Source organism: Pseudoxanthomonas suwonensis 11-1, from assembly GCF_000185965.1.
Lineage (GTDB): Bacteria > Pseudomonadota > Gammaproteobacteria > Xanthomonadales > Xanthomonadaceae > Pseudoxanthomonas > Pseudoxanthomonas suwonensis_A.
Genome location: NC_014924.1, coordinates 2,504,758 through 2,518,347, shown reverse-complemented (window position 1 = coordinate 2,518,347; position 13,590 = coordinate 2,504,758). Strand labels below are relative to the sequence as shown.

The 13,590-nt window shown below is 70.1% G+C and carries 13 protein-coding genes; 7 read left to right on the top strand and 6 right to left on the bottom strand.

Annotated features, from left to right (window positions below; all coding sequences use genetic code 11):
- Window positions 1-53: 53 nt before the first annotated feature.
- Window positions 54-1,280, bottom strand: coding sequence for a citrate synthase family protein (locus PSESU_RS11450; RefSeq protein ID WP_013535944.1), 1,227 nt, complete (start codon window positions 1,278-1,280; stop codon window positions 54-56).
- Between the two features lie 300 nt (window positions 1,281-1,580).
- On the opposite strand from PSESU_RS11450, the gene prpB reads away from it, so the two are divergent.
- Genes prpB through PSESU_RS11435 form a run of 3 tightly spaced genes read left to right on the top strand, consistent with a single transcriptional unit; the run spans window position 1,581 to window position 4,278 of the window.
- Window positions 1,581-2,465: a methylisocitrate lyase gene (gene prpB / locus PSESU_RS11445; protein WP_013535943.1), complete on the top strand. Its 885-nt coding sequence runs from the start codon at window positions 1,581-1,583 to the stop codon at window positions 2,463-2,465.
- 52 nt (window positions 2,466-2,517) lie between these two features.
- Entirely contained in the window at window positions 2,518-3,678 is a 1,161-nt protein-coding gene (gene prpC / locus PSESU_RS11440; RefSeq protein WP_013535942.1) for a bifunctional 2-methylcitrate synthase/citrate synthase, read from the top strand.
- Between the two features lie 39 nt (window positions 3,679-3,717).
- Window positions 3,718-4,278, top strand: a complete 561-nt coding sequence (locus PSESU_RS11435) for a hypothetical protein (RefSeq protein ID WP_013535941.1) — start codon at window positions 3,718-3,720, stop codon at window positions 4,276-4,278.
- Between the two features lie 53 nt (window positions 4,279-4,331).
- Here PSESU_RS11435 and PSESU_RS11430 read toward each other — a convergent pair whose 3' ends face one another.
- The 4 genes from PSESU_RS11430 to PSESU_RS11415 form a co-directional block, all read right to left on the bottom strand.
- Entirely contained in the window at window positions 4,332-4,943 is a 612-nt protein-coding gene (locus PSESU_RS11430; RefSeq protein ID WP_013535940.1) for a glutathione S-transferase family protein, read from the bottom strand.
- A gap of 40 nt (window positions 4,944-4,983) precedes the next feature.
- Window positions 4,984-5,439 carry a cell wall hydrolase gene (locus PSESU_RS11425; RefSeq protein ID WP_013535939.1) on the bottom strand — a complete coding sequence of 152 codons (456 nt, stop codon included), beginning with the start codon at window positions 5,437-5,439 and terminating at the stop codon, window positions 4,984-4,986.
- A 436-nt stretch (window positions 5,440-5,875) separates the two neighbouring features.
- Window positions 5,876-7,915: an NADPH-dependent 2,4-dienoyl-CoA reductase gene (locus tag PSESU_RS11420; protein ID WP_013535938.1), complete on the bottom strand. Its 2,040-nt coding sequence runs from the start codon at window positions 7,913-7,915 to the stop codon at window positions 5,876-5,878.
- 75 nt (window positions 7,916-7,990) lie between these two features.
- Complete coding sequence (locus tag PSESU_RS11415) at window positions 7,991-9,010, bottom strand: zinc-binding alcohol dehydrogenase family protein (RefSeq protein WP_013535937.1); 1,020 nt, start codon at window positions 9,008-9,010, stop codon at window positions 7,991-7,993.
- Between the two features lie 302 nt (window positions 9,011-9,312).
- Here PSESU_RS11415 and PSESU_RS11410 point away from each other — a divergent pair, with 302 nt between their 5' ends.
- The 4 genes from PSESU_RS11410 to PSESU_RS11395 all read left to right on the top strand — a co-directional run bounded on the left by PSESU_RS11410 (window position 9,313) and on the right by PSESU_RS11395 (window position 12,253).
- Window positions 9,313-10,422: an OmpA family protein gene (locus tag PSESU_RS11410; RefSeq protein WP_013535936.1), complete on the top strand. Its 1,110-nt coding sequence runs from the start codon at window positions 9,313-9,315 to the stop codon at window positions 10,420-10,422.
- A 236-nt stretch (window positions 10,423-10,658) separates the two neighbouring features.
- Window positions 10,659-11,051: a hypothetical protein gene (locus PSESU_RS11405; protein WP_013535935.1), complete on the top strand. Its 393-nt coding sequence runs from the start codon at window positions 10,659-10,661 to the stop codon at window positions 11,049-11,051.
- A 10-nt stretch (window positions 11,052-11,061) separates the two neighbouring features.
- Window positions 11,062-11,868, top strand: a complete 807-nt coding sequence (locus PSESU_RS11400) for a pseudouridine synthase (RefSeq protein ID WP_013535934.1) — start codon at window positions 11,062-11,064, stop codon at window positions 11,866-11,868.
- A 79-nt stretch (window positions 11,869-11,947) separates the two neighbouring features.
- Window positions 11,948-12,253 carry a hypothetical protein gene (locus tag PSESU_RS11395; protein WP_013535933.1) on the top strand — a complete coding sequence of 102 codons (306 nt, stop codon included), beginning with the start codon at window positions 11,948-11,950 and terminating at the stop codon, window positions 12,251-12,253.
- A gap of 70 nt (window positions 12,254-12,323) precedes the next feature.
- Here the strand turns inward: PSESU_RS11395 and kbl are convergent, their stop codons facing one another.
- Complete coding sequence (gene kbl / locus PSESU_RS11390; protein ID WP_013535932.1) at window positions 12,324-13,523, bottom strand: glycine C-acetyltransferase; 1,200 nt, start codon at window positions 13,521-13,523, stop codon at window positions 12,324-12,326.
- Between the last annotated feature and the right edge of the window lie 67 nt (window positions 13,524-13,590).

The window sequence follows — 13,590 nt, the reverse complement described above, 5'->3', positions numbered from 1 at the left end:
TTTTGGGATCGGGAAGCTGGGAGAGAAATTGCACTCTGACCCCGGTTTTCCCGCTACTCCTGCTCGGCGTCGGTTTCCGGCGGCAGGCCGGTGTAGCTGGCGCGCGGGCGGATCAGGCGGCCCAGGGCCTGCTGTTCGAGCACGTGGGCCAGCCAGCCGGCGAGGCGGCCGGCGGCGAAGATCGACAGTGCGGGCGCCGCTGGCAGCCCGTAGGCGAAGCAGATCGCGCCGAGCATGAAGTCCACGTTCGGGCGGCGCTCGGCCACGCTCTCGGCGGCGGCGATGACTTCCTCCAGCAGCGCCATCGGCTGCTCCGGCACCGGCTGGGTACGCAGCATCGCCAGCAGTTCGCTGGCGCGCGGATCGCCTTCCGGGTACAGCGCGTGGCCGAAGCCGGGCAGGTCCTCGCCCTGGCGCCAGCGCGAGGCGATCAGGCGGCGCACGTCGCGGCTCTGGCGCGCATCCTCCAGCAGCTTGTAGACGCGCGTGGTGGCACCGCCGTGGCGCGGACCAGCGAGGGCCGAGAGGCCGGCGCACACGGTCGCGTGCAGGTGTGCGCCGGTGGAGGCGACCACGCGCGCGGCGAAGGCGGAGACATTGAGCTCATGGTCGGCGCACAGCACCAGGGCGGCGCGGACCAGTTCGGCGAAGCCCTCGTCGTCCGGGCGCCAGGTGTCGGCGAGCAGGCGGTGCACCGGGCCGGACGGACGCCGCGCCACCAGCAGGCCAGCGTTCTGGCGCAGCAGGGTAGCGGCGAGGGCACGACGGGTGCCCTGGTCGGCCTGGAACGAATGCGGCACCTGCAGCGCCAGCAGCGGGATCACCGCCATCGCCCGCGCCAGCGGCGGCAGCTCGGCATCGTTGGCCAGCGAGACCACCCGCGCGGGCCAGTCGCCCGCCGGGTCGGCGAAGGGATCCTGGGTGCCGCAGTCCCACAGCAGTCGCGCGGTGTCCTCCAGCGTGGCGCCGGCGCGGACCATGCCCACGGCCGAGCGGCCGCGGTAGTACGGGCCGTCCGGGCGGATCAGCGAGATCCGGGTCTCCAGCACCGGCAGGCCGCGGTCCAGGCTTTGCGCGGCGCCGCGTGCCGGGCCGCGGCCAAGGCGCTTGCGCTGGGCAAGCCGCTCGACGTCCTGGCGCCGGTAGACGCGGCTGCGGTGGTCGCGACCGGGGCGCGACTCCAGCAGTCCGCGGCTGACGTAGGCGTAGAGCGTGGCCGGGCTGATGCCCAGCACTCGGCAGGCCTCGGATGCGGGGATCAGGTCTCGGTCGATGGACATGTTGACTACAAGAATCAAGATTGATCAACGATAACAGCGTGACACATGCGGAACCGTTGTGCACCGGTCCGGTTGCCTTGGGTCGCCGGATTTCGACCATTGGCCAAGTCCGCACTGTGACTGCCGCCACGTTGTCGCCAGCACGTGACCGGCGAGTACCAGGCGGCACCGGATCGGCGCGCCGCGTGCACCCTGTCACGCCCTCGCGGCGGCGAAACATTGATCGTCCGGATCAAGATTGATCAACCGGAACCTCGGTGACACATTGCGCCGGTCGATAGCACCCGCCTGGAGCACCCCATGTCCACCCTTTCCGCCGGAGCCCGCTTCCGCGCCGCCCTGGCCGCCGAGTCGCCGCTGCAGGTGATCGGCGCGATCAACGCCAACCACGCATTGCTGGCCAAGCGCGCCGGCTACAAGGCGATCTACCTCTCCGGCGGCGGCGTCGCGGCCGGTTCGCTGGGCCTGCCGGACCTGGGCATCAACACCCTCGAGGACGTGCTGGTCGATACCCGTCGCATCACCGATGTGTGCGACCTGCCGCTGCTGGTGGACATCGATACCGGCTTCGGCCCGAGCGCGTTCAACATCGAGCGCACCATCAAGGGCCTGATCAAGGCCGGCGCCGCGGCGTGCCATATCGAGGACCAGGTCGGCGCCAAGCGTTGCGGCCACCGCCCGGGCAAGGAGATCGTGACCCAGGGCGAGATGGTCGACCGGGTCAAGGCCGCGGCCGATGCGAAGACCGATCCGGACTTCTTCCTGATCGCGCGCACCGATGCCATCCAGGTCGACGGCGTGGACGCGGCGATCGAGCGCGCCATCGCCTGCGTCGAGGCCGGTGCCGACGGCATCTTCGCCGAGGCCGCCTACGACCTGGACACCTACCGCAGGTTCGTCGACGCGGTGAAGGTGCCCGTGCTGGCCAACATCACCGAGTTCGGCAAGACCCCGCTGTTCTCGCGCGACGAGCTGGCCAGCGCCGGCGTCGCCATCCAGCTGTTCCCGCTGTCGGCGTTCCGTGCCGCCAACAAGGCCGCCGAGAACGTGTACGAGGCCATCCGCCGCGATGGCCACCAGAAGGCCGTGGTCGACAGCATGCAGACCCGCGAGGAGCTGTACGACCGCATCGGCTACCACGCCTTCGAGCAGAAGCTCGACGCGCTGTTCGCCGCCAAGAAGTGACCGCATCCGGCCCGGCCATGCGCCGGCCGGGCACAGAACCTGGAGCAAGAAGATGAGCGAGACCACCGCCCCCGCCACCCCATTCAAGCCGAAGAAGTCCGTGGCCCTGTCCGGCACCGCCGCCGGCAACACCGCGCTGTGCACCGTCGGCCGCAGCGGCAACGACCTGCATTACCGCGGCTACGACATCCTCGACCTGGCCCATGGCAGCGAGTTCGAGGAGATCGCCTACCTGCTGGTCCACGGCAAGCTGCCCAACCGCGCCGAGCTGGCCGGCTACAAGGCCAGGCTCAAGGCGCTGCGCGGCGTGCCTGCCGCGGTCAAGGCCGCGCTGGAGCAGCTGCCGCCGTCGGCCCACCCGATGGACGTGATGCGCACCGGCGTGTCGGTGCTCGGCTGCATCTCGCCGGAGAAGGACGACCACAACCACCCGGGCGCGCGCGACATCGCCGACAAGCTGATGGCCTCGCTCGGTTCGATGCTGCTGTACTGGTACCACTACAGCCACAACGGCAAGCGCATCGAGGTCGAGACCGACGACGACTCCATCGGCGGCCACTTCCTGCACCTGCTGCACGGGGAGAAGCCGCGCGAGTCCTGGGTCAAGGCGATGCACACCTCGCTGATCCTGTACGCCGAGCACGAGTTCAACGCCTCGACCTTCACCGCGCGCGTGATCGCCGGCACCGGCTCGGACATGTACAGCTGCATCGCCGGCGCGATCGGCGCGCTGCGCGGTCCCAAGCACGGCGGCGCCAACGAGGTCGCGTTCGAGGTGCAGAAGCGCTACGACAGCCCGGACGAGGCCGAGGCCGACATCAAGGCCCGGGTCGAGCGCAAGGAAGTGGTGATCGGCTTCGGCCACCCGGTGTACACCGTCGGCGACCCCCGCAACCAGGTGATCAAGGAAGTGGCGCGCGAGCTGTCGGCCGAGCAGGGCAGCATGAAGATGTTCGACATCGCCGAGCGGCTGGAGACGGTGATGTGGGACATCAAGAAGATGTTCCCCAACCTCGACTGGTTCAGCGCCGTCAGCTACCACATGATGGGCGTGCCCACGGCCATGTTCACCCCGCTGTTCGTGCTGGCCCGCACCGCCGGCTGGAGCGCCCACGTGATCGAGCAGCGCCAGGACGGCAAGATCATCCGTCCCAGCGCCAATTACACCGGCCCGGAAAATCTCTCGTTCGTCCCTCTGGACCAGCGCCCCTGAAGTGCTATTGTGGGCTCGCGTATTCCTGGGGGGGAAACGATGCGCGAGGGGATTTACCGAAAGACAGAGGCCGGTCGTGAAGAGATCGGCCACCGCACCCGCAAGCTGCCTCCGCAGCTGCGGACGGTCCTGCTCATGGTGGACGGCCAGCGCACGCTGGCCGAACTGCGCCAGGTGGCCGCGGGGGTCAAGGCTCCCGAGGACGCCCTTGAGCGGTTGCTGGCCGAAGGCCTGATTGAACCCGTATCCGTGACCGGTGGCGGTGGCTTCGATGCCGCCAGCCTGGCCCGTGCGGCCGTCCCGGGTGCGGCAGGTGCCGCCGCGACGCCGGCGCCGGCTGCGCCAGCCCCCGTGGCCGAGCCGGAGCCGGTCGCGGCGCGTTCGGAAGGCGAGGCCAACGACTACGTGCGGCTCTACGAGGCCATGAGCGAGGCCGTGCGCGCCCACCTGGGCCTGCGCGGCTATTTCCTGCAGCTGAAGATCGAGCGCTGCACCGACGCGGCCGGGCTGCGGGAAGTGCTGCCGGAGCTGCGCCAGGCGCTGGCCAAGGCAAGGGGCGAGGACTTCGCCACGTTCTGGGAGCAGGCGCTGGCCCGCTGAAGTCCACCGGCGCCGTCGGCGCCGGGATGCCGCCAGCGGGACCCAGTGGCGGATCAGGCCAGGCCTTCGGCCCGGAGGGCGCGCTGCACGCCCGGATCGGCATCCATGCGCGCCTGGAAGGCGGCCAGGGCGTCCAGGCCGGACAGGTCGACGCCGGTACGGCCGGCCCAGCGCAGGGTCATATAGAAGTAGGGGTCGGCGAAGCTGCGGAAGCCGGCCAGCCAGTCACGGCTCACCAGGACCCGGTCGGCACTCTCGAACAGGCCGCGAACGCGGGCACGGGCGGTGCTGCGCAGCGGCTCGTGCTGCATCGGGTCGGCGATGAAGGCGGCGGGTGCGAACATCGGCTTGAACGCCGGGTGCAGGTCGGAATTGACGAAGGACAGCCAGCGGGTGGCCTCGGCGCGCTGGCGCGCGCTGCCGTCGCCGGCCAGGCGCGCGTCGGGGAAGCGGTCGGCCAGGTAGCCGACGATCGCAGCGTTCTGGGTCAGCACGAAGTCGCCATCGACCAGCACCGGCACCGCACCGGCCGGGTTCAGAGCCCGGAACTCCTCCGACTTCAGCCCGTCCGCGTCGAGGACCTGGACCTCGAACGGCTGGCCGGTCCAGCACAGGTCGATGTGGATCGCGGTGGAGCAGGCGCCGGGCTTGGTATGGAGCTTCATGCGGTTCGGGCTGGCAGGGCGCCGCGGGCGCCGGGCGGGATCAGGCCCGCGGCTTGAGCCGCTGGACCCTGTAGAAGGTGTGGTCGCCGATCGTAGCGACCTGGTAGGCGTTGGACCAGCTCGGGTTGGCGATGGCGTGCGCGGCGAAATGGCTCGCCCCGGGCACGATCTCCTTGCGCTGGCCCACCGGCAGCGCCCAGTTGCGCTCGGCGTCCAGGGCCACGTTCACCGAACGGTGCCACGCATCCATGTTCTGGAGGCGGGTATTGGGCGAGACAATGGTCGGGGCGAACTGCTTGCGCGCGGTGACCACGTCGCACATCGAATCGCCCCACAGCCCGCTGTCCTTGCGGCGCAGAGCCACTTCGGCAACCGCCTGCTGGCCTTGCAGGCTCTGGTTGCGGGCTTCCAGGTAAACGGTGGTGCTCAGGCACAGCGAGTCTGCGGCTGGCTGCGGCAGGAACTGCGACAGCCAGAGGATCCAGGCCAGCTTCATATGTATCTCCTTGCTCCGTCTTCGCTGTCTGGCCAGCCGGCAGGGCCGGTTGGCGGACGACACGCGGGGCGTCATGGGGAGGCGGCCTATTCTTTCCGCGGGCCGCCCGGGTGCCGGCAAGTGGGCCGGCCGGACCTGCCAATCAGTGGGGGCAGGTCGAAGTGGCGCGCACATTAGGTTCGATTTCCCCAACCGAAACTGAACGCTTCTGCTTGACAGCGGTCACGGTTGGTGGCTCCGCGGAACCCCAGAAAGGGGGGCTTCCGGGGCCGTGACGGGGTCGCGAAGCGGGTTTTCCCGGGCTTTCACGCCGGGGCGTGGCCGGGGCCGCGGGTGCTGAAAGCCCGGTACCGGGCCGCCAGTCCGAACCTGAATAGGGGTCAGGGGCTCGACCCGGCAGGTGGCGGACGGCGCCGTTCTGCGCAGGGGGGGGGGCTCAGAAGCCGGCCGCGAGCCGGCTGCCCTGGTCGATGGCCCGCTTTGCGTCCAGTTCAGCGGCCAGGTAGGCGCCGCCGATCAGGTGGACCGGCGCGGTGATGCCGGCCTCCTCCAGGCGTGCCTGCAGTTCGCGGCGCGGCTCCTGGCCGGCGCAGACCACCACCGTGTCCACTTCCAGCAGCTGCTCGGCGTTGTCGATCCGCACCCGGAAACCGTCCGCCTCCAGGCCCAGGTACTCGACCCCGCCGATCATCCGCACCTTCTTGTGCCTGAGGGTGGCGCGGTGGATCCAGCCGGTGGTCTTGCCCAGGCGGGCGCCGGGGCGGCCGGGGCTGCGCTGCAGCAGCCAGACCTGGCGCGCGGGTGCTTCCGGTGCAGGCGTGGCGAGGCCGCCGCGGGCGTTGCCGTCCAGGTCCACGCCCCACTCGGCACGCCAGCGCACCGGGTCGAGGCTGGGCGACTGGCCCTCGTGGACCAGGAACTCGGCCACGTCGAAGCCGATGCCGCCGGCGCCGACGATCGCCACCCGCGGGCCCGCCTGCACGCGGCCACTCAATATGTCCATGTAGCCGGCCACGCGCGGATCGTCCGCGCCGGGGAAGTCCGCCTTGCGCGGCACGATGCCGGTCGCCAGCACGATCTCGTCGTAGCCGGCCAGCTCGGCGGGCCCGGCGACCGTGCCCAGGCGCACTTCCACCCCGGTGTCCTCGAGCCGGTGGCGGAAGTAGCGCAGGGTCTCGGTGAATTCCTCCTTGCCCGGGATGCGCGAGGCCAGGTTGAACTGCCCGCCGATCCGGTCCGAGGCCTCGAACAGGGTGACGTGGTGGCCGCGCTGGGCCGCCACCGTGGCGCATGCCAGGCCAGCCGGACCGGCGCCGACCACCGCGATCCGGCGCGGATTGGCGGTCGGCTCGTAACGCAGTTCGGTCTCGTGGCCGGCACGCGGGTTGACCAGGCAGCTGGCGACCTTGCCGACGAAGATATGGTCCAGGCAGGCCTGGTTGCAGGCGATGCACGTGTTGATCGCCCCGGCACGGCCGGCGCGGGCCTTGTTCGGCCATTCCGGGTCGGCCAGCAGCGGGCGTGCCAGCGAGACCAGGTCGGCCTGGCCGGAGGCGAGGATCTCTTCGGCCACCTCCGGCATGTTGATGCGGTTGACCGCCACCACCGGCACCGAGACGTGCGGGCGCAGGCGGCCGGTGATCCCGGCGAAGGCCGCGCGCGGCACCGAGGTGGCGATGGTCGGCACCCGCGCCTCGTGCCAGCCGATGCCGGAATTGATGATGGTGGCGCCGGCGGCCTCGACCGCGCGCGCCTGCTCCAGCACCTCGTCCCAGGTATTGCCGTCCTCGACCAGGTCCAGCAGGGAGAGGCGGTAGACCAGGATGAAGTCCGGGCCGCAGGCCTCGCGCACCCGGCGCACGATCTCGACCGCGAAGCGCATGCGCCTGCGTGCATCGCCGCCCCAGGCGTCGTCGCGGCGGTTGGTGCGCGGCGCGGTGAACTGGTTGATCAGGTAGCCCTCCGAACCCATCACCTCGACACCGTCGTAGCCGGCGTCGCGGGCACGCGCGGCGGCGCTGGCGAAGGCGCGGATCTGGCGCTCGATCCCGCGCGCGCCCAGCTCGCGCGGGGTGAACGGGTTGATCGGCGCCTTCAGCTTCGAAGGGGCGACCTGCAGCGGGTGGTAGCCATAGCGGCCGGCGTGCAGAAGCTGCAGGCACAGCTTTGCGCCGTGCTCGTGCACGGCGCGGGTGAGCTGGCGGTGTGGGCCGGTTTCCCATGGCCAGGACAGCTTGCCGCCGAACGGCTTGAGCCAGCCCTCGACATTGGGGGCGAAGCCGCCGGTGACGATCAGGCCGGCGCCGCCGGCGGCGCGCTCGGCCAGGTAGGCGGCCAGCTTCGGGAAGTCGCGACGGCGATCCTCCAGGCCGGTATGCATCGAACCCATCAGCACCCGGTTGCGCAGGGTGGTGAATCCCAGGTCGAGCGGGGCGAAGAGGTGCGGGTAGGGCTTCGTGCTGGCGGCAGGCGTCATGTCGGATACGCTGGCGTACGGATGGCCGCCATCCTCGATGAAAGCCTGCCGCCGGGCAAGCGCGCCGGCTGCAGGCTACTCCCAGCCGGCCAGGGCCAGCTTGCCGATGGTCGCGCCGGACTCCAGCCGCCGGTGCGCCTCGCGCAGGTTGGCGGCGTTGATCGGGCCCAGCACGCCGGTAAGCGTGGTCTTCAGCTCGCCCGCCTCGACCAGGCTGCCGACACGGTTGAGGATGCGGTGCTGGCAGATCATGTCGGCGGTGCGGAAGCGCGGCCGCGCGAACATGAATTCCCAGTGGATGCCGATGCACTTGGCCTTGTAGGGATCGCCGATGCGCAGCGGGCCCTTCGGCTCCACGATCAGGCCGACATGGCCCTGCGGTGCCAGCAGCTGGCCCAGCTCGTCCCAGTAGTGGTCGGTGTCGGCGAGGTTGACCGCCGCGTCCACTTCATCGATCCCCAGCGCCTTGAGCTGCGGGCCCAGCGGCTGGCGGTGGTCGACCACCTCGTGCGCGCCCATGCTCCGGCACCAGTCCGCGGTCTCATCGCGCGAGGCGGTGGCGATCACGGTGAAGCCGGCATGCCGTGCCAGCTGGATGGCGATCGAGCCCACGCCGCCGGCCCCGCCGACCACCAGCAGGCGGCGCCCGGCGTTGTCGCCGTCGAAGTCGTAGGGCATGCGCTCGAACAGCAGCTCCCACGCGGTGAGCGTGGTCAGCGGCAGGGCGGCGGCCTCGGCGAAGTCCAGGGTGACCGGGCTGGCGCCGGCGATGCGCTCGTCGACCAGCTGGTACCGGGCGTTGCTGCCGGGGCGGGTGATGTCGCCGGCGTAATAGACCTCGTCGCCGGGCTGGAACAGGGTGACCTCGCGGCCCACAGCCTCGACCACGCCGGCGGCGTCGTAGCCGAGCACGCGCGGCTGCGGCTCGACCACGTCCTTCGGCGCGCGCACCTTGGTGTCGACCGGATTGACCGAGACCGCCTCCACGCGCACCAGCAGGTCGTTCGGACCCGGCTCGGGACGCGGCAGCTCGATGTCCTGCAAGGACTGCGGATCGTCGATCGGCAGGTAACGGGTCAGTCCGACGGCTCTCATGCAGGTCTCCGGTCCGGGAAAGGATTCCTGATGATACGCAGCAGCTGACTGGCAGCTGGCGGATCGGCCGAGCGTACCCGGGTGGGGCAGGGCCTGTAACCGCGGCCAGGGAATGCCGCCATACTGTTTACTTGTTACGTGCATGTTAACATTGCCTTCACACAAACCCGCCTAACCTGCGGCCCGACGTCGTGACAACGGCCGTCAGGATATGTCGCACCCAGCGCATGTCTGTCTGAATCCTGAGGCAAAGAGCAACACTTCTTCCCCCGGATCACCCCCGTATCATCAAGGAGCATGAGATGAACAAGAAACTTCTGACCGCTGCGCTGCTGGGCGGCCTTGCCCTGGCCCAGTCGGCTTCCGCGCAGGAGTTTGACGACCGCTGGTACCTGACCGGGTCTGCGGGCTTCAATTTCCAGGACAGCAACCGTGGTACCGAGGACGTCCCGTTCGGCACCCTCGGCTTCGGCCGCTTCTTCTCGCCGAACTGGTCGGTCGACGCCGAGCTGAACTACCAGAACCCGTCGTTCGAGGACAACCAGAACCTCAACTGGAGCCAGTACGGCGCGTCCCTGGACTTCCGCCGCCACTTCATCCAGGCCGGCCGTAGCTGGAACCCGTACCTGCTGTTCGGCATCGGCGCGCAGTTCTCCGAGGAGGAGTACGTCGTCCCGGCCCCGAACTCGCCGTTCGAGCGTGCTGACGGCAATGTTGCCGCCAAGGTCGGTGCCGGCCTGCAGACCACCTTCGACAGCCGCGTTGCCGTGCGTGCCGAGCTGGCCTACCGCGCCGACTTCGACGACCAGAGCATCAACCCGGCCCGCGCCGGTCGTGACGAGGACTACTTCGGCGACCTGCTGGCCTCGATCGGCGTCGTGATCCCCCTGGGCCCGGCCGCCGTGGCTGCGCCGCCGGCTCCGGCCCCGACTCCGGTTGCCCCGAGCTGCGCCGACCTGGACGACGACGGCGACGGCGTCAACAACTGCGACGACAAGTGCCCGGGTTCGCAGGCTGGCCAGGCCATCGGTCCGGACGGCTGCCCGGTTCCGGTCTCGATCGACCTGAAGGGCGTGAACTTCGACTACGACAAGGCCACCCTGCGTCCTGACGCGGTTGCGATCCTGTCCGAGGCCGCCGAGATCCTGAAGCGTTACCCGGATCTGCGCGTCGAAGTCGCCGGCCACACCGACTCGCGCGGTACCGACGCCTACAACCAGAAGCTGTCGGAGCGTCGCGCCAAGGCCGTGTACGACTACCTGACCAGCAACGGCATCGACGCCTCGCGTCTGGTCGGCCCGATCGGCTACGGCGAGAGCCGTCCGATTGCCCCGAACGCCAACCCGGATGGTTCGGACAATCCGGAAGGCCGTGCGAAGAACCGTCGCACCGAGCTGAACGTCCAGAACTAAGTTCAGGACCGCAAGCGTGAAGAAGCGGGGCCTGGCGCAAGCCAGGCCCCGTTTTTTTGTGCGTTCGCCGGCCCGAGGCCCGGATCCGTTTCGCTCCCGGCAAGGGACGTGAAGACGGGCGTCCCGGAATTTCTGTCGACTTATTGGCGGTTTAGGACAGTTTCCGCAGATGGTCCTTGAATCGGCCTACACGCCGTGCCTACACTCGGCTCGTCTTCAGGGGGAGTGAGTTCCAAATGCGTAATCTGATTGCGGTCGGGCTGCTCGGTTTCACCCTTCTTCCGCTGGCCGCGATGGCCAACGACTGTGCGCCGCAGGCGGCCTCGGGAACCGCTCCGGCGGCCGAGCTGGCCTCGGGCAACTCGCAGCTGGGTGCCCCGGCCGCGGGCCTCGCCGGCCAGGCGGGTTGCACCCCGGCTCCCGCCGATGCGACGGCCTACAAGCCGGCGACCGAGCACGACAACACGCCGTGGCGCTTCGACATGAGCCAGGGCGGCAAGCGCATGACCGCCGACGAGTTCGACGCGTGGATGAAGGCCCGCGGCGTGCGCGTGGCCCGCGGCGCCCCGGCGCCGGCCGCTGCGGCGGCTCCGGCCACCGAGGCGGCGGCAGCGCCTTCGAAGGACTAAAGGGAACGGGATGGGCGCGTCGCACCGGTCCCCACGAAAGGACCGGGCCGCGCCCGGCAGTTCCACGGCTGGGGTACGCCATGGCCTGGCCCGGGTCCTGTCCAAGGCCGGGCTGTGTTCGCGTACCGAGGCCGCGCGCTGGATCGAGGCCGGCCGGGTGCAGGTGGACGGCCGGATCGTCCGTGATCCCGAATACCCGATGCGCCACGGCCTGCGTGGCGTGCTGGTCGATGGCCGCGCGCCCGCCGGACCGGAGCGGATCTATCTGGCCCTCAACAAGCCGCGCGGCCTGGTGACCACCGCCCGCGACGAGCAGGGCCGCGACACCGTCTACCGCTGCCTCGACGGCAGCGGGCTGCCGTGGCTGGCGCCGGTCGGGCGCCTGGACCGCGCGAGCGAAGGCCTGCTGCTCTTCAGCAACGACCCGGCCTGGGCCGCGCGCGTGCTGGATCCGGACAGCGGCCCCGACAAGACCTACCACGTCCAGGTCGACGCCATCCCCGACCAAACCCTGCTGCAGGCGCTGCGTACCGGCGTCGATGCCGATGGCGAACACCTGCGTGCCGTGTCCGCGAGCGTGCTGCGCACCGGTACCCGCAATGCCTGGCTGGAGATCGTGCTGGACGAAGGCCGCAACCGCCAGATCCGGCGGCTGCTGGCCGCCTTCGACCTGTCGGTGCTGCGCCTGGTGCGCGTGGCCATCGGCGCGCTGCAGCTGGGTGATCTCGGCAAGGGCCAGTGGCGCATGCTGCAGCCGGCCGAACGCGATGCACTCGCACTGCCTGCCGACGACGCCACGCGCACATCCATATCGTGATGCTTGCGCGGGCAGCGCGGCTGCCCCGGTTGCCGCATGGGTTCGCGGCACGTCCTTCCGTCCCCCCCCCGGAGCTGCAATGACCGTCCTGCGAAAGATCCTGCCGCTGATGCTTCTCGGCCTGTGCGCCTGTGTCGCGCACAAGCCGCGCGAGGCCGCCCTCGCGCTGCCCGAGCCGCCGCCGGAGAAACCGGAGGAGATGGTGATCGTGCGTAGCGACAATCCACTGGACTACCGCTTCGACATGGACCAGGAAGGCCGGCGGATGAGCGCCGACGAGTTCGACGCGTGGATGAAGGCGCGCGGCATCCGCATCGCCACCGGCAAGCCGGCGCCTGCACCCACCCGGGTCCCGGCGCAGGTGCCAGAGACGCTTACGAACTGATCCGCGCTGCCGCAAGCCTGCGGACACGGGCTTCCGGCCAGGCGCTGCCCGGCCGGTATCGCGCAGTGGCTCAGCCCTTGATGACGCCCAGCTCGAGGCCGATGCGGGTGAAGGCATCGATCGCGCGGTCCAGGTGCTCGCGGGTGTGGGCCGCGCTCATCTGCGTGCGGATGCGTGCCTGTCCCTGCGGCACCACCGGGAAGAAGAAGCCGATCGCGTAGATGCCTTCCTCGAGCAGGCGCTGCGCGAAGCGCTGCGCCAGCGGCGCGTCGTACAGCATCACCGGGCAGATCGGGTGCACGCCCGGCTTGATGTCGAAACCGGCGGCGGTCATGCGCTCGCGGAAATAGGCGGTGTTCTCCTGCAGGCGGCTGCGCAGCTCGCCGGCCGAGGACAGCATGTCGAAGGCCTTGGTACCGGCGGCGGCCACGTGCGGCGGCAGCGAGTTGGAGAACAGGTAGGGGCGCGAGCGCTGGCGCAGCAGCTCGATCACTTCCCTGCGCGCGGTGGTGAAGCCGCCCAGCGCGCCGCCCATGGCCTTGCCCAGGGTGCCGGTGAAGATGTCGATCCTGTCCAGCACGCCCTTGACCTCGGCCGAGCCGCGGCCGGTGGCGCCGAGGAAGCCGGTGGCGTGGCACTCGTCGATATGGACCAGGGCGTCGTACTTCCTGGCCAGGGCGGTGACCTCGTCGAGCGGGGCGATGAACCCGTCCATCGAGAACACGCCATCGGTGGTGATCATGATGGTGCGCGCGCCGTCGGCCCGTGCCTGCTGCAGCTGCTTCTCCAGGTCGGCCATGTCGCAGTTGGCGTAGCGGTAGCGCCGGGCCTTGCACAGGCGCACGCCGTCGATGATCGAAGCGTGGTTGAGCGCGTCGGAGATGATCGCGTCGTTCTCGTCCAGCAGCGGCTCGAACAGGCCGCCGTTGGCGTCGAAGCAGGCGGCGTAGAGGATCGTGTCCTCGGTGCCGAAGAATTCCGCGATCTTCGCCTCCAGCTGCTTGTGCAGGTCCTGGGTGCCGCAGATGAAGCGCACCGAGGCCATGCCGAAGCCGTGGCTGTCCAGGGCCTCGCGCGCGGCGGCGATGATCTCCGGATGGTCGGCCAGGCCCAGGTAGTTGTTGGCGCAGAAGTTCAGCACCTTGCGGCCGTCGGCCAGCTCGATCTCGGCCGACTGCGGGCTGGTGATCACCCGCTCGGACTTGAACAGGCCCTTGGCGCGGAGGTCTTCCAGCTGGGTGGCATAGCGGGCGAGGGCGGCTTCGGACATGGGGCAAGGCCTTGCAGGCAAAGGGAAACGCCCATTCTACCGGCGCCCCGTCGGCGGGGCCCGGCGT